The organism is Rothia sp. BD8, assembly GCF_044878465.1.
Taxonomy (GTDB): Bacteria; Actinomycetota; Actinomycetes; order Actinomycetales; family Micrococcaceae; genus Rothia; species Rothia kristinae.
The window spans coordinates 19805-41486 of record NZ_JANJES010000009.1 but is presented as its reverse complement, the minus strand read 5'-3'; the positions used below and the strand labels follow the sequence as shown (position 1 = coordinate 41486).

Below are 21682 nucleotides of genomic sequence, written 5' to 3'. Positions count from 1 at the left end.
AGCAGCGAATCTTCGAGGAGTTCAGATGGCGGGAACACTGCGCCAGGCCATGGTCTTTCTGGGACTGGCCGACGACGGCTACGAGCAGTCGGGGGAGCAGACGGGATCCCGCCGCGGCTCCGCGGAGCAGGCCCCGGCGCGCACCCCGCGCGGTGAGCGCGTGGAGGGCGAGGTCATCGAACCGGAGCCCAGCACCGAGGCGCATCCGGTGATCACCCGGACCCCCGCCCGCTCCTCGGCCCAGGAGCAGGACCAGGCCGAGACCCCCCGCGGCTCCCACGCCGCCGGGCGGCGCCCGGCGGCCCTGGAATCCCGCCGCGCCGAGCGCGAGCCGCGCTCGCGCTCGGCCGTGCAGCCCGCCGCCTCCGCCCGGGAGGCCGCCCCCGAGCGCCGAATCCCGGCCCCGATCGAAAGCGACAACGAATTGCGACGCATCACCACCATCCACCCGCGCTCCTACAACGACGCCAAGGTCATCGGCGAGTCCTTCCGCGAGGGCATCCCCGTGATCATGAACGTCACCGACATGGACGTCACGGAGGCCAAGCGGCTGGTGGACTTCTCCTCGGGGCTGACCTTCGCCCTGAACGGCAGCATCGAGCGGGTCACCGAGCAGGTGTTCCTGCTGACCCCCGCGACCCTGGAGGTCCTCGCTCCGCAGGAGGAGCAGCGCGAGCAGCACGCGCCCGAGGACGACGTCGCCCAGCACGACCCCTTCGACCAGCGCTGAGCCCATCCCGCCCGGGCCCCGCCCCTGAGCTTCGACCCCGAGGAGACCTGTGATCACGGTTCTGGCGCTGATCCACTTCGCCCTGTACCTGGCCATGCTGCTGCTGATGCTGCGCCTGATCCTGGATTGGGTGGACGGCTTCGCCCCGCGCTGGCGCCCCCGCGGCGTCGTGCTGGTCGCCGCGATCGGCATCCGGCGGGCCACGGAGCCGGGGATGCGGCTGATGCGCCGGATCATCCCGCCGCTGCGGCTGGGCGGAGTGTCCCTGGACATGGGCTTCCTGGTGCTGCTGCTGGTGCTGAGCCTGCTCAACTCCGTGGTCATGAGCCTGCTGGGCGCGGCGCTGTCCCAGGTCTGACCGGGGCCTGGAGCCTGCGCCCAGCCCCACCCACTAGGATGAGGGGTGAACAACCGTCCGACGCAGCGCCGACCGACGCGGCAGGCGCACAGACACGAGGTGACTTTCATGGCACTGACCCCGGAAGAGGTCGTCGAGAAGACCTTCCAGCCCACCAAGTTCCGCGAGGGCTACGACCAGCAGGAAGTCGATCTCTTCCTGGACGACGTCGTGGCCGAGCTGAAGCGGCTGAACGAGGAGAACCGGACGCTGCGCCAGGCGCTGTCCGAGCACGGCATCCCCGACCCGACCGCCGAGGGCGCCGCCCAGACCGGCACCGCCGGGCAGGCCTCGGATGCCGCTGAGGAGTCCGGGGCTGGCGAGGGCGCCAGCTCCGTGGCCGCCCTGTCCCAGCCCGCCGAGGAGCAGACCGTGAGCGCCCCGGCCGAGCAGGACCTCACCCCCTCCGGTGACGCCCCCGCCGAGGACGCCGCCGCCGAGCTGCCCGCGGACGCCGACGTCGTCGAGGAAGCCGAGACCGTGGAGGCCCCCGCCCAGGCCGAGTCCGCCGCCGACTCCGCCCCCGCGACCCCGCAGTCCGCCGCCCCGGCCGGGTCCACCGAGTCCGCCGAGTCGGCTGCCGCGGTGATCGCGATGGCCCAGCGCCTGCACGACGAGTACGTCTCCGAGGGCCGCTCCGAGCGGGCCCGCCTGATCTCCGAGGGCCAGCTGCAGGCCGAGACCCTCGTCGCCGAGGCCGAGGCCCAGCGCAAGGAGGTCATGGAGAACCTGGAGACCAACAAGGCCGCCCTGGAGTCCGACGTCGAGGCGCTGCGCGCCTTCGAGGCCAGCTACCGGGCCCGCCTGCGCGAGCACCTGGAGTCCCGGCTCACCGAGCTGGAGAACACCGCCGGGCTGGAGCCCGACGCCGCGTGAGCTCCCGCAGCACCGCGAGGCCGACCCGTGCGCGGGTCGGCCTCGTCGTCTCCGCCGTGGTCCTGGGCGCCCTGCTCTACGCGGCGGACCAGGCCAGCAAGGCGTGGGTCGTCGCCCACATGGTCGAGGGCCAGCGGATCACCGTGATCCCCGATCTGCTGTGGTGGCGCTTCCTGCGCAACCCCGGGGCCGCGTTCTCCCTGGGGGAGTCCGTGACCTGGGTGTTCACCCTCGTGCAGGCGGCGGTCGCCGTCGTGGTGATCCGGCTGTTGCCGCGCGCTCGCAGCGCGGCCTGGCTGCTGAGCCTGGCGGGCCTGCTGGCCGGGGTGCTGGGCAACCTCACGGACCGGCTCTTCCGGGAGCCGGGCTTCGGGCGCGGGCACGTCGTGGACTTCATCTCCGTGCCGCACTTCGCGATCTTCAACATCGCCGACTCCTGCATCTGCGTGTCCATCGCCGTCATCGCCGTGCTGACCCTGCGCGGCGTCCCGTTGGAGGGCCGGTCGCCGGAGTCGGGTACCCTCGCGCCCGCCGATGACGGGCGGGCCGCCGCCGAGCATCCCGAGGAGACCCGCCCATGAGCGCTGAGCAGACCATCGAGTTCGCGGTGAGCGACGAGGACGACGGCGCCCGCCTGGATGCGCTGCTGGCCCGGGAATCGGGTGGTTCCCGCAGTGCCGCGGCCGCCTGGTGCGAGCAGGACCGGGTGCGCGTGCGGCACGAGGGACGGCAGCTGAAGCCCGCCAAATCCCTGAAGGTCCCGGCCGGCGCCGTCATCACCGCCCGGGTGCCGGAGCCCGAGGAGGCCGCGCGCGTGGTCGCGCAGGTCGTGGACGGGTTCTCTATCGTGCACGAGGACGCCGACGTCGTCGTGGTGGACAAACCCACCGGGGTCGCCGCCCACCCCAGCCCCGGCTGGCACGGGCCCACCGTGGTCGGGGCCCTGGCAGGTCTCGGGGTGAACATCGCCACCAGCGGGGCACCGGAGCGCCAGGGCATCGTGCACCGGCTGGACGTGGGGACCTCCGGGCTGATGGTGGTCGCCAAGAACGAGCCCTCCTACGCCGCGCTGAAGCGGGCCTTCAAGGAGCGCACCGTGGAGAAGGTGTACCACACCCTCGTCCAGGGCATCCCGGACCCGCTGCGCGGGACCATCGACGCCCCGATCGGGCGGCACCCCGGGCACTCCTGGCGCTTCGCCGTCGTGGAGGACGGGCGGGCCTCCGTGACCCACTACGAGGTGCTGGAGGCCTTCGGCCCCGCGAGCCTCGCCGAGGTGCACCTGGAGACCGGGCGCACCCACCAGATCCGCGTGCACTTCTCCGCCCTGAACCACCCCTGCTGCGGGGATCTCACCTACGGGGCGGATCCGCGCCTGGCCGCGGACCTGGGCCTGACCCGCCAGTGGCTGCACGCGCACCGGCTGGGCTTCGACCATCCCGGCACGGGGCGGCGGGTGCGCTTCACCAGCGAGTACCCGGCGGATCTGAGCTTCGCCCTGGAGGCCGTGCGCAGCGGGGATGTCCTAAACTAGGGCGGTGACTTCAGCGGCCAAGACCAAGGGCTTCACCCACCTGCACGTGCACACCGAGTACTCGATGCTCGACGGCGCCGCCCGCCTGGACGACCTGTTCGAGCACGCCCACGAGCTGGGCATGGACTCGATGGCCACCACCGACCACGGCTTCCTCTTCGGGGCCTTCGACTTCTGGAACCGGGCCCGCAATGCCGGGATCAAGCCGATCATCGGCGTCGAGGCGTACCTGACCCCGGGCACCGCCCGGCAGGACCGCACCCGCGTGAAGTTCGCCGACGGCGGGCGCGACGACGTCTCCGGCGGCGGCGCGTACACCCACATGACCCTGCTGGCCGAGACCACCGAGGGCATGCACAACCTGTTCCGCGCTTCCTCCCGGGCCTCCCTGGAGGGCCAGCTGTACAAGCCGCGCATGGACCGGGAGCTGCTGAACACCTACGGCAAGGGCCTGATCGCCACCACCGGCTGCCCGTCGGGGGAGATCCAGACCCGTCTGCGCCTGGGCCAGTACCGGGAGGCCCTGGATGCGGCCGCGGAGTTCCGGGACATCTTCGGGGCGGAGAACTTCTACTGCGAGCTGATGGACCACGGGCTGGGCATCGAGAAGCAGGTGACTCAGGACCTGCTGCGCCTGGCCAAGGAGCTGAACCTGCCGCTGGTGGCCACCAACGACCTGCACTACACCCGCGCCGAGGACGCCAAGGCCCACGCGGCCCTGCTGTGCGTGCAGTCCGGCTCCACCCTGCAGGACCCCAAGCGCTTCAAGTTCGACGCCGATGAGTTCTACCTGAAGTCCCCGGCGGAGATGCGCGAGCTGTTCCGGGACTTCCCGGAGGCCTGCGACAACACCCTGGAGATCGCCGAGCGCTGTAACGTGGAGTTCGACACCTCCGCGAACTACATGCCGGACTTCCCCTGCCCCCCGGGGGAGAACGAGGAGTCCTGGTTCATCAAGGAGGTCGAGGCCGGGTTGCACTACCGGTTCCCCGACGGGGTCCCGGACGAGGTGCGCAAGCAGGCCGAGTACGAGCAGGGCATCATCATCCAGATGGGCTTCCCCGGGTACTTCCTGGTGGTCGCGGACTTCATCAACTGGGCCAAGAACAACGGGATCCGGGTGGGTCCGGGCCGAGGCTCCGGTGCCGGGTCGATGGTCGCCTACGCGATGCGCATCACCGACCTGAACCCGCTGGAGCACGACCTGATCTTCGAGCGGTTCCTCAACCCGGACCGCGTGTCCATGCCGGACTTCGACGTCGACTTCGACGATCGGCGCCGCTCCGAGGTGATCCACTACGTCACCGAGAAGTACGGCGAGGACCGCGTCGCGATGATCGTGACCTACGGGACCATCAAGGCCAAGCAGGCCCTGAAGGACTCCTCCCGGGTGCTGGGCTACCCGTTCTCCACGGGGGAGAAGCTGACCAAGGCGATGCCGCCGGACATCATGGGCAAGGGCATCTCCCTGCAGGACGTCTACGACAAGGACGCCAAGCGCTACTCCGAGGCCGAGGAGCTGCGGGAGCTGCTGGCCACCGACGAGGATTCCGCGAAGGTCTTCGACACCGCCCAGGGCTTGGAGGGGCTCAAGCGGCAGTGGGGGGTGCACGCGGCCGGGGTCATCATGTCCAGCCACGACCTGATCGACGTCATCCCGATCATGCGCCGCGAGCAGGACGGGCAGGTCATCACGCAGTTCGACTACCCGACCTGCGAGGGCCTGGGCCTGATCAAGATGGACTTCCTGGGCCTGCGCAACCTCACGATCATCTCCGACGCCCTGGAGAACATCGAGGCGAACCGGCAGGAGACCCTGGATCTGGAGACCCTGCAGATCGACGACGCCGCCAGCTACGAGCTGCTGGCCCGCGGGGACACCCTCGGGGTCTTCCAGCTCGACGGCGGGCCGATGCGCCAGCTGCTGAAGATGATGCAGCCGGACCACTTCGAGCACATCTCCGCGGTCCTGGCCCTGTACCGCCCGGGCCCGATGGGCGCGAACTCGCACATCAACTACGCCCTGCGCAAGAACGGCCAGCAGGAGGTCACCCCGATCCACCCGGAGCTGGCCGAGCCGCTGGCGGAGATCCTGGACACCACGTACGGGCTGATCGTGTACCAGGAGCAGGTCATGGCCATCGCCCAGAAGGTCGCCGGGTACTCCCTCGGCGAGGCCGATATCCTGCGCCGGGCCATGGGCAAGAAGAAGAAGGCCGAGCTGGACCGCCAGTACGCGACCTTCCACCAGGGGATGCTGGACAACGGGTACTCGGAGAGCGCGGTCAAGGCCCTGTGGGACATCCTGCTGCCCTTCTCCGACTACGCCTTCAACAAGGCCCACACCGCCGCCTACGGTCTGGTCTCCTACTGGACGGCGTACCTGAAGGCCCACTACCCGCAGGAGTACATGGCGGCCCTCCTGACCTCGGTGGGCGATGACAAGGACAAGCTGGCTCTGTACCTGAACGAGTGCCGCCGCATGGGCATCACGGTGCTGCCCCCGGACGTCAACGAATCCGCCCTGAACTTCACCCCGGTGGGTCGGGACATCCGCTTCGGAATGGGTGCGGTGCGCAACGTCGGGGCGAACGTGGTCCAGGCGATGGTGGACACCCGGCAGGAGAAGGGCCGCTTCACCTCCTTCCACGACTTCCTCAAGAAGGTCCCCGCGGTGGTGTGCAACAAGCGCACCGTGGACTCCATGATCAAGGCGGGCGCCTTCGACGACCTCGGCCACGGGCGCCGGGCCCTGTCGATGATCCACGAGGAGGCGATCGACGCGACCGTGTCCGTCAAGCGCCAGGAGGCGGCCGGGCAGTTCGACCTGTTCGGCGGCATCGGGATGGAGGAGGAGGACCCCTCAGCGGAGCTGACCGTGGCGATCCCGGACGTGCCCGAGTGGGAGCGGCGGGACAAGCTGAACTTCGAGCGCGACATGCTCGGGCTGTACGTCTCGGACCACCCGCTGCGGGGGCTGGACGAGGTGCTGGGCCAGCTGGCGGACTCCTCGGTCCAATCCCTGCTGGACGAGGACGGGAAACCCGACGGCGCGATCGTCACCGTGGCCGGGATGATCACCTCGGTGCAGCGCAAGGTCGCCAAGACCTCGGGCAACGCCTACGCCCGCATCGAGCTGGAGGACCGCACCGGGTCGATGGAGGTGATGTTCTTCGGGAAGGTGTACGCCCCGATCGCCAGCCTGCTGGCCGAGGACCTGATCGTGACCATCAAGGGGCGCCTGCAGCGCCGCGACGACGGCTCGGTGACCATCAGCGCCCAGGAGATGAAGATCCCGGACATCGACGCCGAGGGCCAGCAGGGCCCGATCGTGCTGTCCCTGCCCGAGCACCGGGCCACGGAGCGGACCCTGCGGGAGCTGGAGGGCATCCTGCTGAACCACCGGGGCGAGGCCGAGGTGCGCATCAACCTGGCCTGCCGCGGCAAGGACGTGCTGATGCGGCTGTCCCCGCGGCTTCGGGTCAACCCCAACCCGGCGCTGTTCGGGGATCTGAAGGTGCTGTTCGGCCCGGCCTGCCTGGAGCGGGCCTCCTGATCGGTCAGGCGCGGGCGCGGCTAGAATGGCCAGGGTGAGCACTTCGATCCCTGCTGAGACCGCCCCGACCGAGGGCCCCGCGATGCGCGTGCTGGATCTGCGCGGCCGGGACCTGGACCCCGCCGCCCTGGCCGGGCTGCTGCCGCGCCCGTCGGGGGAGTACCTGGCCCACGCCGAGGAGTCCGTCGCGCAGATCATCCGGCGGGTGCGCGCCGAGGGGGCGCCCGCCCTGCGGGAGCTGTCCGCGCGCTTCGACGGCGTCGAGCAGTCCGGCCTGCGGGTCCCGCCCGAGGCCCTCGAGCGGGCGCTGGCCGAGCTGGACCCGGGCGTGCGCGAGGCCCTGGAGACGGCGATCGGGCGGATCCGCGCCTTCGCCGCCGCGCAGAAGCCGGCCACCACCGAGCTGGAGGTCGCCCCGGGGGCGCGGCTGGTCAACCGGTGGACCCCGGTGCGCCGGGTCGGCCTGTACGTGCCCGGCGGGCTGGCGGTGTATCCCTCCTCGGTGGTCATGAACGCGGTGCCCGCCCAGGCCGCCGGCGTCGAGTCCGTGGTGCTGTGCACCCCGCCGCAGCGGGAGTTCGGCGGTCTGCCGCACCCCACCACCCTGGCGGCCGCGGCGCTGCTGAGCATCGAGGAGGTGTGGGCGATCGGCGGGGCGCAGGCCCTGGCCGCGATGGCCCACGGGCTGCGCCCGGACGAGCAGCAGCCGCAGCCCCTGGAGCCGGTGGACATCCTCACCGGCCCCGGCAACGTGTACGTGGCGATGGCCAAGCGGCAGCTGCGCTCCGTCGTCGGGGTGGACGGGGAGGCCGGGACCACGGAGATCGCGGTGATCGCCGACGCCGCGGCGGACCCGGTGTACGTGGCCGCGGATCTGATCTCCCAGGCCGAGCACGACCCCCACGCAGGCTCCGTGCTGATCACCGACTCCGCCCCGCTGGCCGAGGCCGTGGCCCGGCAGGTGCGGGTCCAGGCCGCCCGCACCCGGCACGCCGAGCGGGTCGCGCAGGCCCTGACCGGCCCGCAGTCCGGGGTGGTGCTCACCGACTCCCTGGAGCACAGCGTCGCGGTGGCCGACGCCTGGGCGCCCGAGCACCTGGAGATCCAGACCGCGGACCCGCGGGCGGTGGCCGCGCGGATCCGCAACGCCGGGGCCGTCTTCCTCGGCCCGCACTCCCCGGTGCCGCTCGGGGACTACGCCGCAGGATCCAACCACGTGCTGCCCACGGGCGGCTCCGCCCGGTGGGCCAGCGGCCTGAACACCGCCACCTTCATGAAGGTGGTCCAGCTGATCGAGTACTCCGCCGAGGCTCTGGCCGCGGTGGCCCCGACCGTGCGGGCCCTGGCCGAGGCCGAGGATCTGCCGGCCCACGGCCGGGCCGTGGCCGTGCGGACGGAGCCGACCGGGGCGGGGGAGTAGCGCCGTGCACTGCCCGTACTGCCGCCACCCCGACTCGCGCGTGGTGGACTCGCGGGTGGCCGATGACGGCTCCGCGATCCGCCGGCGCCGCCAGTGCGCGGCCTGTGGGCGGCGCTTCTCCACCCTGGAGACCACCGCCGTGAACGTCATCAAGCGCTCCGGGGCCACCGAGCCGTTCAAGCGCGCCAAGATCATCTCCGGGGTGCGCAAGGCCTGCCAGGGCCGCCCGGTCAGCGAGGACGATCTGGCCCTGCTGGCCCAGGAGGTCGAGGAGTCCATCCGCGCCAAGGGCCTGGCGGAGATCGACGCGAACGACGTCGGCCTGGAGATCCTCAAGCCGCTGCAGCGTCTGGACACCGTGGCGTACCTGCGCTTCGCCAGCGTCTACCAGGCCTTCGAGGGGCTGGACGACTTCGAGTCGGCCATCCGCTCCCTGCGGGCCGAAGCCGGAAGCGGGCCCGAGGACACCGCCCCCGAGGACGCGGCACCCGAGGACTCAGCCCCCGCGGCCGGCACCCGCGGAGCCGAGCGGAGCGAGGAGGACGGCCCGCAGCAGCAGACCCTCATCTGAGGCACGCCCGCCTGACCGGGTTGGCCGGGGCTCTGGCGCGGCGGGCGGCCGACGGGGTAAGCTCGGATCAGGAGCCGGTACGTGCGGAGGGGAAGCCGTCACGTACCGGCTCTTCCGCTGCCTGCGGACCTCCCACGGGCAGGCCCCGCGGCGCTCAGCCCGCGGTGCGGTCGTGCTTCTCCTTCTCCCCGGGCTGGCCCGCCGCCCACAGGGCCGCCCCGACGATCCCGGCGTTGTTGCGCAGCACCGCGATCTCGATGGGCGTGCCGATGTCCTCCAGATACGGCAGGAACTTCTCCGGCTTCTTGGACACCCCGCCGCCGATGATGAACGCGTCCGGGGAGAACAGCCGCTGCACGTGGGAGAAGTAGCGGTGCAGCCGCTTGCCGTACTGCTTCCAGGACAGGTCCTCGCGCTCGCGGGCCCGCACCGAGGCGCGGGTTTCCGCGTCGTGCCCGTCGATCTCCAGGTGGCCCAGCTCCGAGTTGGGCACCAGCTGGCCGTTGTTGATGATCGCCGAGCCGATCCCGGTGCCCAGGGTGATCATCATGAGGAAGCCGGAGCGGTGCCGGCCCTGTCCGTAGATCGCCTCGGCCAGACCGGCCGCGTCGGCGTCGTTGACGGCGTGGACGGGCCGTCCCAGGGCCTCGGCGACGGGCCCGGTCAGGTCCGCCCCGATCCAGGACTCATCCACGTTGGCCGCGGACCAGGTGTGCCCGTCCTTGATGATCGCGGGGAAGCCGACGCCGATCGCGGAGTCCGGCTCGGCGGTGAGCTCCCGGGACTGCAGCTCGGCGACGATCGTCTCCACGACGGGGATGACGGTCTCCGGGGTGGCCGGCTTCGGGGTGTCGATGCGGTAGCGCTCGGAGACCAGGTCCCCGGTGCGCAGGTCCACGATCCCGCCCTTGATGCCGGTGCCGCCGATGTCCACCCCGATGGCCAGCTCGTGGGGGGCGGGGGCGGGCAGGGACTCCTCCCGGTCCAGGTCGGCCTGCACGGCCAGCTCCGGGCGGTTCACGTTGGTCTTCTCGGTCACGGCTGCTCCTTCTGCTGCGTCGGGTCTGTCGCTGTCGGGTCGGGTTCCGGCCCCTGCGGCGGGACCGGGCGGGGTCGGTGCGCTCAGGGGAGGGTGAGGACGTCCACGCCGTCGGCGGTGACCACCATGGTGTGCTCGAACTGCGCGGAGCGCCTGCGGTCCTTCGTCACGACGGTCCAGTCGTCCTCCCACATGTCCCAGGAGATCGTCCCGAGGTTGAGCATGGGCTCGATGGTGAAGACCATGCCCTCCTGGATCACGGTGTCATAGGCGGGGGCGGCGTCGTAGTGGGGGATGATCAGCCCGGAGTGGAACTCCCGGCCCACCCCGTGCCCGGTGAAGTCCCGGACCACCCCGTAGCCGAAGCGGGCGGCGTACTTCTCGATGACCCGCCCGATCACGTTGATCTCCCGGCCCGGCTTCACGGCCTTCATGGCCCGGCGCAGGGCCTCCTCGGTGCGCTCCACGAGCAGGCGGGACTCTTCGTCCACGTCCCCGACCAGCAGGGTGCGGTTGGTGTCCCCGTGCATGCCGTCCTTGTACGCGGTGACGTCCAGGTTGATGATGTCCCCGTCCTCCAGGACGGTGGAGTCCGGGATGCCGTGGCAGATGACCTCGTTCAGGGAGGTGCACACGGACTTCCAGTAGTTCCGGTAGCCCAGGGTGGAGGGGTAGGCGGCGTGGTCGCAGATGTACTCGTGGACCACCGCGTCGATCTCATCGGTGGTGGTTCCCGGCACGCAGTGGGCCTCGGCGGCGACGATGGCGCCGGCGGCGATCTTCCCGGCCGCGCGGATCAGCTCCACCTCCTCCGGGGTGTAGAAGTCCGAGCCCTGGCCCTCCCGGGCGGTGGGCTTGCCGACGTACTCGGGTCGCGGGATCCAGGAGGGCACCGTCCGCACGGGTCCGACGACGCCGGGGGTCAGGGCCCCGAGCGGGGCCTTCCCGGGTTCGGTGGGGATGTTGTGTCCGGTGGTGGCTTCGGAGGGTGCAGACATATCATCAACTCTAGGCCACCGGCCCCGCAGAGCCGGATCGAGACGACCCCGCGAGGAGGCACCCCATGGCGCTGAACGACGCCGCTGAACTGCCCGAGGACCAGCAGTACTGGTTCAACACCTACACCCGCGAGGTGGAGCATCCGGCCTCCTCGGACTACCGCAAGCTGATCGGACCCTACGCCAGCTATGCCGAGGCCAGCCGCGCCCTGGAGAAGGCCGAGCAGCGCAATGAGGCCTGGGATGAGGCGGACCGGGAGTGGCGCGAGGGCTGAGCCCCTCATCGGCGCCTCGGACGGGCTGAACGCCCGTCGTCGGGTCTGTCAGCCGGGTGCGCCCCGCCGAGCTGCTGCACGGGTGAACCCGCAGCCTTAGTCCTGGAAGGTCTGCTCAGGCCCCGGGAACACGCCCTGGACGACCTCCGCCCGGTAATCGCGGGCCGCCGCGGTCAGCGCCGTGCGCAGGTCCGCGTAGCGCTTCACGAAGCGGGGGGTCCGCCCAGTGGTCAGACCGGCCATGTCCTGCCACACCAGCACCTGCCCCGTGGTCTCAGCCCCCGCGCCGATGCCGACGGTCGGCACGCTCAGCGCCGCCTCCACCGCGGCCGCCGCCGGGGCCGCGGTCATCTCCAGCAGCACCGCGAAGGCCCCGGCCTCCTCCAGCCTGCGGGCATCCTCCACCAGCCCCTCAGCCTGCGCGTTGCGGCCCTGCACCCGGAAACCGCCCAGCACGTGCTCCGACTGCGGGGTGAAGCCCAGGTGGGCCATCACCGGAACCCCCGCCTGGACCATCGCCCGGACATGCTCCGCGTAGAAGGCCCCGCCCTCCATCTTCACCGCATGCGCCCCGCCCTCGCGGACCAGGCGCACCGCGGCCTCCACCGCCTGCGCGGGGGAGGCCTCGTAGGTGCCGAAGGGCAGATCCGCCACGACCATCGCCCTCCGCGCCGTGCGGGAGACCGCCCGCACGAACGGCAGGAAGTCCTCCATCCGCAGCTGCGTGGTCGACTCCAGCCCCAGCACCGTGTTGGCCGCGGAGTCCCCGACCAGCAGCACCTCCACCCCGGCCTCGTCGAAGATCCGGGCGGTCATCGCGTCATAGCTGGTCAGCATGGAGAACCGCGTGCCCTCCTCCTTGCATCGGCGCAGATGCACCGTGCGGATGCGGGAGACGCCCTCCAGGCCGTTGGCGGGACCGGAGGGGGCGGCGGGGGGGTCGTCCTCGGAGGACAGGTACGTGCTCATGGCCTGCCATCCTAGTGCCCGGGCGGCACGCGGGCAGGCCGACCCGAAGCAGAGCGGGGTGCGGATACAGTGGGGGCAGACGGCCCCCGCGCGCCGCCCCGCCCGACCCAGCCCCAAGGAGGCACCCATGGACCGCCAACAGGAATTCGTGCTGCGCACCATCGAGGAGCGGGACGTGCGCTTCGTGCGGATGTGGTTCACCGACGTCGTCGGCACCCTCAAGTCCGTGGCCCTGGCCCCGGCCGAGGCGGAGGGCGCCTTCGAGGAGGGCCTGGGCTTCGACGGCTCCTCCATCGAGGGCCTGTCCCGGGTCTCCGAATCGGACATGCTCCTGCAGCCGGATCCCTCCACCTTCCAGCTGCTGCCCTGGCGGGGAGAGCAGGAGCCCACCTCCCGGATGTTCTGCGACATCCTCACCCCGGACGGCGAGCCCTCCGCCGCGGATTCCCGCGGGGTGCTCAAGCGGATCCTGGCCAAGGCCGGGGACATGGGCTTCACCTGCTACACCGCCCCGGAGGTGGAGTTCTACCTCCTGAAGTCCCCCGAGCTGAACGCGGACGGCTTCCCCGAGCCGGTGGACCGGGAGGGCTACTTCGACCACGTCTACGGCGGGGTGGTCCAGGATTTCCGACGCCGGGCCGTGACCATGCTGGAATCCGTGGGGATCTCCGTGGAGTTCAGCCACCACGAGGGCGGCCCCGGGCAGAACGAGATCGACCTGCGCCACGCCGACGCCCTGCAGACCGCGGACAACATCATGACCTTCCGCTCCGTGATCAAGGAGGTCGCCCACACCCAGGGCATCTACGCGACCTTCATGCCCAAGCCGTTCACCGAACACCCCGGCTCCGGGATGCACACCCACTTCTCCCTGTTCGAGGGGGACTCCAACGCCTTCTTCGAGGCCGGGGCCGAGTACCAGCTCTCCCGCACCGCCCGGCACTTCATCGCCGGGGTGCTGCGCCACGCCCCTGAGTTCACGTCCGTGACCAACCAGTTCGTGAACTCCTACAAGCGCCTGTGGGGCGGCGGGGAGGCCCCCTCCTACCTCTCCTGGGGGCACAACAACCGCTCCGCCCTGGTCCGGGTGCCCCTGTACAAGCCGAACAAGATGCAGTCCGCGCGCATCGAGTACCGCGGCCTGGACTCGGCGGTGAACCCCTACCTCGGCTACGCCGTCGTGCTGGCCGCGGGCCTGAAGGGCATCGAGGAGGAGTACGAGCTGCCGATGGCCGAGGCCGACGACGTCGCCTCCATGACCGCCCGCGAGCGGGCCAGCCTCGGCCACGACCCGCTGCCGGCCTCCCTGCACGACGCGATCCGCCAGACCGAGGAATCCGAGTTTATGGCCGAGGTGCTCGGCGAGCAGGTCTTCCGCCAGTTCCTGCGCAACAAGCAGGAGGACTGGACGGCCTACCGCCGCGAGGTCACCCCCTACGAGCTGAAGTACAACCTGGGCCTGCTCTGAGCCCGGCCCCGTCCGACCCGCCAGAAAGGACCCAGATGACGCACGCGGCCTCCGGCAAGACCCGCCTGGCCGGCATCGGCTTCGAGGACCTCACCGGCGCCCAGCGCTGGCTCGAGGCCCGCGAGCTGGAGGGCATCGATCGGGAGGCGCTGCTGGAGGGGCTGCGGCTGAGCCCCTCCCCGGACGCGGCCCTGAAGTCCCTGGTGCGCCTGCTCGGGGATCGCCCCGACGGGCTGGCCGAGGCCGTGGACCGGGGTGGCGCGGCGCCCGCCCTGTACCGGGTGCTCGGCGCCTCCGAGGCGCTCGGGGACTTCCTGCTGCGCCGCCCCGAGTACCTGGACCTGCTCACCGGGGGTCCGCAGCGCCTGCCCGAGGTCCGCGGGCAGGAGATGGCCCGGCAGTACCGGGAGGACCTGCTGCGCTGCGTGGGCGCCGACCCGGACCACCGGACGCCGGTGGCCGAGACCACCGGGGAGCAGGCGCAGCTGGCCCTGCGCACCGCCTACCGTGCGGCGCTGACCCGCATCGCCGTCGCGGACCTGCTCGCCGAAGATCCCCTCGTCGAGTTCGAGCGGATCGCGGCGTGCCTGGCCGACCTGGCCGGGGCCGCGCTGGAAGCCGCCCTGGCCGTGGCCCGCGCCGAGATCGCTCAGACCTCCCCCGAGGTCTCCCGGGTGGCGCTGGCCGTGATCGGGATGGGCAAGTGCGGGGCGCGGGAGCTGAACTACATCTCCGATGTGGACGTGATCTACGCCGTCGGACCCGCCCAGCCGGACCCGGACGACGCCGACGACGTCGAGCCCGAGAACGCCCAGCCGCTGGAGGAGCAGCGGCTCGTGCAGCTGGGGGAGGAGCTGGTGCGGGCCCTGACCCAGGTGATCCACGGCGTCGGCCCGGAGCCGGCCCTGTGGGAGGTGGATGCCAACCTGCGCCCCGAGGGCAAGGACGGCCCCCTGGTGCGCACCGTGGACTCCCACCGCGCCTACTGCCGCCGCTGGGCCGAGAACTGGGAGTTCCAGGCCCTGCTCAAGGCCCGCCCGATCGCGGGCGATCCGCAGCTGGGACGGCAGTACCTGGAGGCCGTGACCCCGTTCGTGTGGGAGGCCTCCGGGCGCGAGGGCTTCGTCGGCTCCGTGCAGGCCATGCGCCGGAGGGTCAGCGACCACATCCCCGAGGCCGAGCGGGAACGGCAGATCAAGCTCGGGATCGGCGGGCTGCGGGACGTGGAGTTCACCGTGCAGCTGCTGCAGCTGGTGCACGGGCGCACCGATGAGCAGGTGCGCACCCGCGGAACCCTGGAATCCCTGCGCGCCCTGGCCGAGCGCTCCTACATCTCCCGGGAGGACGCCCGCGCCTTCGCCGACCGCTACCGCTGGCTGCGCCTGCTGGAGCACCGGGTGCAGCTGCGCCAGCTGCGCCGCACGCACCTGATGCCCGCCCGGGAGCGGGAGCAGCTGGCCGTGGCCCGGGCCATGCAGGCCCCGCAGGAGCGCACCCGCACCACCGCCGAGGAGCTGCTGACCCGCTGGCGCGAGGCCAAGCGCAGCGTGCGCGGGCTGCACGAGGCCCTGTTCTTCCGGCCGCTGCTGGCCGCCGTCGCCCACCTGTCCGCCGCGGAGGTCGCCCTGAGCCCCGACGCCGCCCGGGACCGGCTGGCCGCCCTGGGCTACCTGGACCCCCAGGGGGCCATGCGCCACATCGAGGCGCTGACCCGCGGGATCAGCCGCCGGGCGGAGATCCAGAAGACCGTGCTGCCGGTGCTGCTGGGCTGGTTCGCTCGCGGGGTGGACCCGGACGCCGGGCTGCTGAACTTCCGCCGCGTCTCCGAGGAGCTCGGTCAGACCCCCTGGTACCTGAAGATGCTGCGGGACTCCGCGACCGCTGCGCAGCGGCTGTGCGAGATCCTCTCCTCCTCCCGCTTCGCCACGGACCTCATCGAGGTGGAGCCGGAGGCCATCGCCTGGCTGGACAAGGACGAGCAGCTGCGCCCGGAGACGCTGGAGGAGCTGTGGACCGAGATCCGCGCCAAGGTCTCCCGGCACCGGGACGCCCAGGAGGCCGTGCGCGCGGTGCGCCTGATCCGGCGCCGGGAGATGCTGCGCATCGCGATGGGGGAGTGCACCGGGGTCCTGGACGCCGAGCAGATCATGCGGGGCCTGTCCGACGCCGACCAGGCGGCGATCCTGGGCGCCCTGCACGTGGCCGAGCGGGAGCTGTACGAGCAGGACGGCGAGCCGGTGCTCACCGACGTCGTCATCATCGGGATGGGCCGGCAGGGCGGTGCGGAGATCGGCTACGGCTCGGACGCCGACGTCATGTACGTCCACCGCGCCCGCGACGGCGCCGGGGAGCAGGAGGCCCTGCGCCAGGCCGAGCGGCTGGTGACCCGCACCGTGCAGCTGCTCAAGGGGCCCGTGGAGCCGGCGATCCGCGCGGAGCGGACCCTGGTCATCGACGCGGACCTGCGCCCGGAGGGCCGCTCCGGGCCGATGGTCCGCTCCCTGGACTCCTACGCCGAGTACTACGCCCGCTGGTCCGACACCTGGGAGCACCAGGCGCTGCTGCGTGCCCGCCCCCTGGCCGGCTCCGACGAGGTCGCCGAGGCCTTCGTGCGGATCATCGACCCCTACCGGTACCCCGCCGAGCTGCCGCCGCGCCGGATCCAGGAGATCCGGCGGATGAAGGCGCGCGTGGAGGCCGAGCGGATGCCCCGCGGGGCGGACCCGACCCGCCAGCTCAAGCTCGGCCGCGGCGGGCTGTCCGACGTCGAGTGGCTCGTGCAGCTGCTGCAGCTGCGCCACGCCCACGAGCACCCCGAGCTGCGCACCACCAGCACGCTGCGCGCCCTGCGCGCGGCCGTGCCCCTCGGGCTGATCGACGCGGAGGACGCCCACGTGCTGGAATCCGCGTGGCTGCTGGCCACGCGCGTGCGCGGCGGCGTCGTGCTGCGCACCGGGCGCGCCTCGGACTCCCTGCCGACGGCGCGCCGGGACCTGGAGGCCATCGCCCGGTGGGTCGGCTGCGCCGAGGGCGGGGCCAGGGTGTTGGAGGAGGACTACCTGCGCCTGACCCGTCGGGCCCGCGGGATCTACGAGAACCTGTTCTACGGGCCGCTGAGCCGGTGAGGCCCCGCGACCGGGCTCAGTGCTTCTCCGCCCGGGAGATCTGATCCGCCAGATCCTCCGGGGACAGATCCGCCGCGGAGAACTCCGGGGTCACCGGCAGGTGCAGGCGCAGCTCCGTGCCCGGGCAGATCTCCACCCGCGCCTCCTTCAGCTTGAAGTCGATCACGTGCCCGCCCACTTGGCGGGTGGAGTCGATGAAGTGGGCGTGGCAGCCCGGCACCGAGATGCCCTGCTCGTAGATCGGGGTGCGGAAGGCCACGATCGTGCCGATGAGGTCGTCGAACTGCACGATGTCCTCGTTGTCCGTGGCATCGACCATCTTCGGGTACGGCTTGGACTGCTTGATCACCGTGCGGGTGCGCACCCACTCGAAGGAGCCGCGGATCTTCAGCGCGTACATGTAGTTCTTCGACACCGTGAGATCGTCCAGGATCTGCGAGGCGGTGGCCCGCAGCAGGTCCCGCGGCAGATCCCGGCGGATGGTGGGCACGAAGTTGGTGACGACGGCGTAGGGGGTCCGCTGGGACAGGGCGGCCTCCTGCACGGAGCCGTCGTGGCGCATCTGGTAGGCGGCGCCGTCCAGCACGATCATCTCCCCGTCCAGCCCGTCGAAGGTGCCCAGACCGAAGTTGCCGTGGCCCAGCAGCTCGCCCACGGTCATCTCCCCGTCGTAGATCCCGTCCAGCAGGCCCGCCATGAGCCCCGTCTGGAAGACCTCGTTGCGGTACATGATCTCGCCGTGCAGCTCTTTGGGGGACCGGGACATGGGGGCTCCTTCATACGCTCGGACAGGATGCGCGGCGGGGATCCCCCGACGCTCACCTCCCACTCTAGGGCCGTGCGGCTGCGGGCCGGCCGATACCATGGTGGGCATGGATTACCTCTCCACCCGCGACCCCGAGGCGGCCCCCGCGTCCTTCACCGACATCCTGCTGCGCGGGCTGGCCCCGGACGGCGGCCTGTACCTGCCGGTGAGCTACCCGCAGCTGGATGCCTCCACCCTGCGCTCCTGGCGCACCCTGCTGGCAGAAGAGGGCTACGCCGCGCTCGCCGCGCAGATCATGGAGCTGTTCGTGGACGACATCCCTGCGGAGCAGCTGCGGCGCATCGCCGAGCGGGCCTACGCCCCGGAGAAGTTCGCCGACGCGCAGATCGTGCCGGTCACCCCGCTGGAGGATGGCCTGCACCTGGCCCACGTGTCCGAGGGGCCCACCGCGGCGTTCAAGGACATGGCGATGCAGCTGCTGGGGGAGCTGTTCGAGTACGAGCTGGCCCGGCGCGGGGAGACCCTGAACATCCTGGGGGCCACCAGCGGGGACACCGGATCCTCCGCGGAGTACGCGATGCGCGGGCGCGAGGGCATCCGGGTGTTCATGCTGACCCCGAAGGGGCGGATGACCCCGTTCCAGCAGGCCCAGATGTTCGGGCTGGATGACCCGAACATCGTCAACGTCGCGGTGGACGGGGTGTTCGACGACTGCCAGGACCTCGTCAAGGCGATCTCCGCGGATGCGGCATTCAAGAAGGAGCACCGCATCGGCGCGGTCAACTCCATCAACTGGGCCCGGCTGCTCGCGCAGATCGTCTACTACGTCTCCTCCTGGCTGCGGGTGACCACCGCGGAGGACCAGCGGGTGAGCTTCTGCGTGCCCACCGGGAACTTCGGGGACATCTGCGCCGGGCACATCGCCCGCCAGATGGGGCTGCCGATCGACCGGCTGATCGTGGCCACCAACGAGAACGACGTGCTCGACGAGTTCTTCCGCACCGGGGAGTACCGGGTGCGCTCCGCGGCGGAGACGGCCGAGACCTCCAGCCCGTCCATGGACATCTCCCGGGCGTCGAACTTCGAGCGCTTCGTCTTCGACCTGCTGGGCCGGGACGCGGCGCGCACCTCGGACCTGTTCGGCACCCAGGTGCGCCGCGGCGGGTTCAGCCTGGCCGGCACCGAAGAGTTCGAGGATGCCGCGACCCGCTTCGGCTTCCTCTCCGGGCGCTCGACCCACGCCGACCGGGTCTCCACGATCCGGGATGCCCACGAGCGGCTGGGGGTGCTGATGGATCCGCACACCGCGGACGGGGTGAGCGTGGCCCGGCGCGTGCGCGACGCGGTGGACACGCCGATCGTGTGCCTGGAGACGGCCCTGCCGGTGAAGTTCACCGACACCATCCGCGAGGCCATCGGCCGGGACCCGCAGATCCCCGAGCGCTTCGTCGGGATCATGGAGGCCCCGCGGCACGTGGTGGACCTGCCCGACGACGCCGAGGCCGTGAAGGACCTGATCCGGGAGCGCATCGCCGCCGTCGACGTGCGCTGAGGGCGAGGGCGGCGACGGCGCGACTCCGTAGCGGCGCGTGCGCCCGGCGTACCGCTCCCTTCCACACAAACGGGGAAACCCCCGCTCCACCGGCCCGAAGGGGCGGGGGAGCGGGGGCTTCCCCGGCGTCGAGGGGCTCTCAGACCCCGTAGTACATCTGGAACTCCAGCGGGTGGGGAACCTGGGTGAGCGGCTTCAGCTCGTTCTCCCGCTTGTACTCGATCCAGGTGGAGATCAGGTCCTCGGTGAACACGTCGCCTTCCAGCAGGAAGTCGTGGTCCGCCTCGAGGGCGTCCAGGGCCTCCTCCAGGGAGCCCGGGGCCTTCTTGATGTCCTTGGCCTCCTCCGGGGGTAGCTCGTAGAGGTCCTTGTCGATGGGCTCCGGCGGCTCGATCCGGTTGCGGATCCCGTCCAGGCCGGCCATCAGCTGCGCGGCGAAGGCCAGGTACGGGTTGCAGGAGGGGTCCGGGGCGCGGAACTCCAGGCGCTTGGCCTTGGGGTTGGAGCCGGTGATCGGGATGCGGATGCCCGCGGAGCGGTTGCCCTGCGAGTAGACCATGTTCACCGGCGCCTCGAAGCCCTTGACCAGGCGCTTGTAGGAGTTCACCGTCGGGTTGGTGAAGGCCAGCACGGCGGAGGAGTGCTCCAGCAGGCCGCCGATGTACCAGCGGGCGGTGTCGGAGAGGTTGGCGTAGCCGCGCTCATCGAAGAACAGCGGCTCCCCGCCCTTCCACAGCGACTGGTGGCAGTGCATGCCGGAGCCGTTGTCGCCGAAGACCGGCTTGGGCATGAAGGTCGCGGACTTGCCGAAGGCGTCCGCGGTGTTCTTGACCACGTACTTGAACTTCATCAGGTCATCCGCGGCCAGGGTCAGCGTGGAGAACCTGTAGTTGATCTCCGCCTGCCCGGGGGCGCCGACCTCGTGGTGGGCGCGCTCCACGTCCAGGCCGACCTCGTCCAGAGCCACGGAGATCGCGTCGCGCAGATCCCCCTGCTTGTCCACGGGGGCCACGGGGAAGTACCCGCCCTTGGTGAGGGTCTTGTTGCCGAGGTTCCCGCCGTCTTCCTCGCGCCCGGAGTTCCACGGGGCCTCGTCGGAGTCGACGCGGTAGAAGGTGTGCTGCGGGGTGACCTGGAAGCGCACGTCCTCGAAGATGAAGAACTCGGCCTCGGAGGCGAAGTTCGCGGTGTCCGCGATGCCGGTGGACCTCATGTAGGCCTCGGCCCGCTCGGCCACGCCGCGCGGGTCGCGGTGGTAGGGCTCGCCGGTGCGCGGGTTGACGATAGAGCAGGAGACCACGAGGGTCTTCTCCACCCGGAAGGGATCCACGAAGGCGGTCTTCGGGTCCGGGATCAGCTGCATGTCCGACTCGGCGATGCCCTGGAAGCCGCGGATCGAGGAGCCGTCGAACAGCTGCCCGTTGACGAAGAAGTCATCGTCCACGGCCTTGGCGGGGAGGTTGAAGTGCTGCTGCACGCCGGGCAGGTCGGTGAAGCGGATGTCGACGAAGACGACGTCCTCTTCCTTCAGATAGTCCAGCACTTCCTGGCCGTTCTGGAACATGGTCGGGGCTCTCCTTCGGGTAGCTTGCGGCGACCGCGCGGCGACCCCGGAAGCTGCTTCCGGGCCGTGCGCCGCGGTGCGGCTGGCCCCAACCTAGGGTGACGACGTTGCCCTGCCGTATCCCGGGTGTTTCCCCGCGGTAACGCGGGGCCCGGAGCGGGGCGACGACGACGGTCGGCGGCCGGCCTGTGACTCCCACCCTACCGCGCGGGAGCGCCCGCACCCGGGAGGCGGCGGCTCTCGGCTATCCTGGGCCATCATGGCTATCCCCGATCCCTCCACCTCCGAGCACGACGCCGCGACCTCCGACTGGCCGGGCCAGCGCCTGGGCCGTCCCGCGGCGGGGCCGGGCTCCGTGGCCCGCTTCCCGCGGCGTCTGCTGGCCCTGGTCCTGGACTGGTACCTGTGCTTCGGGATCTGCTGGCTGATCGTGGGCACGGTGCAGGGCTGGGCCGGGATCTGGCCCCTCGTGGCGTTCTTCGCCTACCAGAGCCTGCTGGTGGGGCTGTGGGGCCACACTCTGGGCCACCTGCTGTGCGGGATGCAGGTGCAGACCCTGCGCGGAACCCCCGCCGGATTCGGCCGGGCCGCGCTGCGGGCCCTGCTGGTGACCCTGGTGATTCCCGCCGTCGTCATGGACGAGGATCAGCGGGGGCTGCAGGATCGCCTCAACGACACCGTGCTGGTGCGCATCCGCTGAGGAGCCCGCGGCCCGCAAGCCCACAGGCGGCGAGCCCACGGCCCGAGAACGGCCCCCGATGACGCAGCGGCCCGGGTCCGCCGTCCCCGATGCTGGGGCAGGCGGACCCGGGCCGTTCGGGTCCAGGCGGGCGCGTAGGGCG

General features: G+C 71.4%; 18 protein-coding genes. 13 read left to right on the top strand and 5 right to left on the bottom strand.

The genetic code is table 11. From position 1 onward, the window contains the following. Positions 1-25 precede the first annotated feature (25 nt). The 8 genes from sepF (at position 26) to nrdR (ending at position 9084) form a co-directional block, all read left to right on the top strand. Positions 26-730: a cell division protein SepF gene (gene sepF, locus NQ707_RS08330; RefSeq protein ID WP_133566355.1), complete on the top strand. Its 705-nt coding sequence runs from the start codon at positions 26-28 to the stop codon at positions 728-730. Between the two features lie 49 nt (positions 731-779). Then, entirely contained in the window at positions 780-1088 is a 309-nt protein-coding gene (locus NQ707_RS08325) for a YggT family protein (RefSeq protein ID WP_133566354.1), read from the top strand. Between the two features lie 108 nt (positions 1089-1196). Next, a complete protein-coding gene (locus NQ707_RS08320; protein ID WP_133566353.1) occupies positions 1197-2003 on the top strand; it encodes a DivIVA domain-containing protein in 807 nt (268 codons plus the stop codon). Further along, entirely contained in the window at positions 2000-2584 is a 585-nt protein-coding gene (lspA, locus tag NQ707_RS08315; protein WP_058731767.1) for a signal peptidase II, read from the top strand. Before NQ707_RS08320 ends, lspA begins: the two co-directional genes overlap by 4 nt. Next, positions 2581-3537 carry an RluA family pseudouridine synthase gene (locus tag NQ707_RS08310; RefSeq protein ID WP_061225867.1) on the top strand — a complete coding sequence of 319 codons (957 nt, stop codon included), beginning with the start codon at positions 2581-2583 and terminating at the stop codon, positions 3535-3537. Before lspA ends, NQ707_RS08310 begins: the two co-directional genes overlap by 4 nt. A 64-nt stretch (positions 3538-3601) precedes the next feature. Continuing rightward, positions 3602-7093 carry a DNA polymerase III subunit alpha gene (dnaE, locus tag NQ707_RS08305; protein ID WP_061225873.1) on the top strand — a complete coding sequence of 1164 codons (3492 nt, stop codon included), beginning with the start codon at positions 3602-3604 and terminating at the stop codon, positions 7091-7093. Between the two features lie 82 nt (positions 7094-7175). Beyond that, positions 7176-8513 (top strand): histidinol dehydrogenase, encoded by a 1338-nt coding sequence (gene hisD / locus NQ707_RS08300; protein WP_404435430.1) that lies wholly within the window; start codon positions 7176-7178, stop codon positions 8511-8513. 4 nt (positions 8514-8517) lie between these two features. After that, positions 8518-9084 (top strand): transcriptional regulator NrdR, encoded by a 567-nt coding sequence (gene nrdR, locus NQ707_RS08295; RefSeq protein WP_081046340.1) that lies wholly within the window; start codon positions 8518-8520, stop codon positions 9082-9084. A 154-nt stretch (positions 9085-9238) separates the two neighbouring features. On the opposite strand, the gene ppgK is transcribed toward nrdR, so the two are convergent. Beyond that, entirely contained in the window at positions 9239-10030 is a 792-nt protein-coding gene (gene ppgK, locus NQ707_RS08290; RefSeq protein WP_081046342.1) for a polyphosphate--glucose phosphotransferase, read from the bottom strand. 176 nt (positions 10031-10206) lie between these two features. After that, the gene (gene map, locus NQ707_RS08285; protein ID WP_081101684.1) at positions 10207-11121 is read right to left on the bottom strand and encodes a type I methionyl aminopeptidase; all 915 of its coding nucleotides are present in this window, start codon (positions 11119-11121) and stop codon (positions 10207-10209) included. 65 nt (positions 11122-11186) lie between these two features. On the opposite strand from map, the gene NQ707_RS08280 reads away from it, so the two are divergent. Next, a complete protein-coding gene (locus NQ707_RS08280; protein ID WP_058731770.1) occupies positions 11187-11396 on the top strand; it encodes an SPOR domain-containing protein in 210 nt (69 codons plus the stop codon). A 96-nt stretch (positions 11397-11492) separates the two neighbouring features. On the opposite strand, the gene panB is transcribed toward NQ707_RS08280, so the two are convergent. Beyond that, on the bottom strand, positions 11493-12365 hold the full coding sequence (gene panB, locus NQ707_RS08275) for a 3-methyl-2-oxobutanoate hydroxymethyltransferase (protein ID WP_404435412.1): 873 nt from the start codon (positions 12363-12365) through the stop codon (positions 11493-11495). A 127-nt stretch (positions 12366-12492) separates the two neighbouring features. Between panB and NQ707_RS08270 the strand changes: the two genes are divergently transcribed. Together NQ707_RS08270 and NQ707_RS08265 are read left to right on the top strand one after the other, a co-directional pair. After that, positions 12493-13833 carry a glutamine synthetase family protein gene (locus NQ707_RS08270; RefSeq protein ID WP_404435410.1) on the top strand — a complete coding sequence of 447 codons (1341 nt, stop codon included), beginning with the start codon at positions 12493-12495 and terminating at the stop codon, positions 13831-13833. Between the two features lie 35 nt (positions 13834-13868). Next, a complete protein-coding gene (locus NQ707_RS08265) occupies positions 13869-16958 on the top strand; it encodes a bifunctional [glutamine synthetase] adenylyltransferase/[glutamine synthetase]-adenylyl-L-tyrosine phosphorylase (protein WP_404435408.1) in 3090 nt (1029 codons plus the stop codon). A gap of 16 nt (positions 16959-16974) precedes the next feature. Here NQ707_RS08265 and budA read toward each other — a convergent pair whose 3' ends face one another. Continuing rightward, the gene (budA, locus tag NQ707_RS08260; protein WP_064725801.1) at positions 16975-17724 is read right to left on the bottom strand and encodes an acetolactate decarboxylase; all 750 of its coding nucleotides are present in this window, start codon (positions 17722-17724) and stop codon (positions 16975-16977) included. Between the two features lie 106 nt (positions 17725-17830). Here budA and thrC point away from each other — a divergent pair, with 106 nt between their 5' ends. Further along, positions 17831-19276 carry a threonine synthase gene (gene thrC / locus NQ707_RS08255; RefSeq protein ID WP_404435406.1) on the top strand — a complete coding sequence of 482 codons (1446 nt, stop codon included), beginning with the start codon at positions 17831-17833 and terminating at the stop codon, positions 19274-19276. Between the two features lie 139 nt (positions 19277-19415). Here the strand turns inward: thrC and glnA are convergent, their stop codons facing one another. Next, positions 19416-20840 (bottom strand): type I glutamate--ammonia ligase, encoded by a 1425-nt coding sequence (glnA, locus tag NQ707_RS08250; RefSeq protein ID WP_058731672.1) that lies wholly within the window; start codon positions 20838-20840, stop codon positions 19416-19418. A gap of 259 nt (positions 20841-21099) precedes the next feature. On the opposite strand from glnA, the gene NQ707_RS08245 reads away from it, so the two are divergent. Further along, positions 21100-21540: an RDD family protein gene (locus NQ707_RS08245; protein WP_064725824.1), complete on the top strand. Its 441-nt coding sequence runs from the start codon at positions 21100-21102 to the stop codon at positions 21538-21540. Positions 21541-21682: the final 142 nt, after the last annotated feature.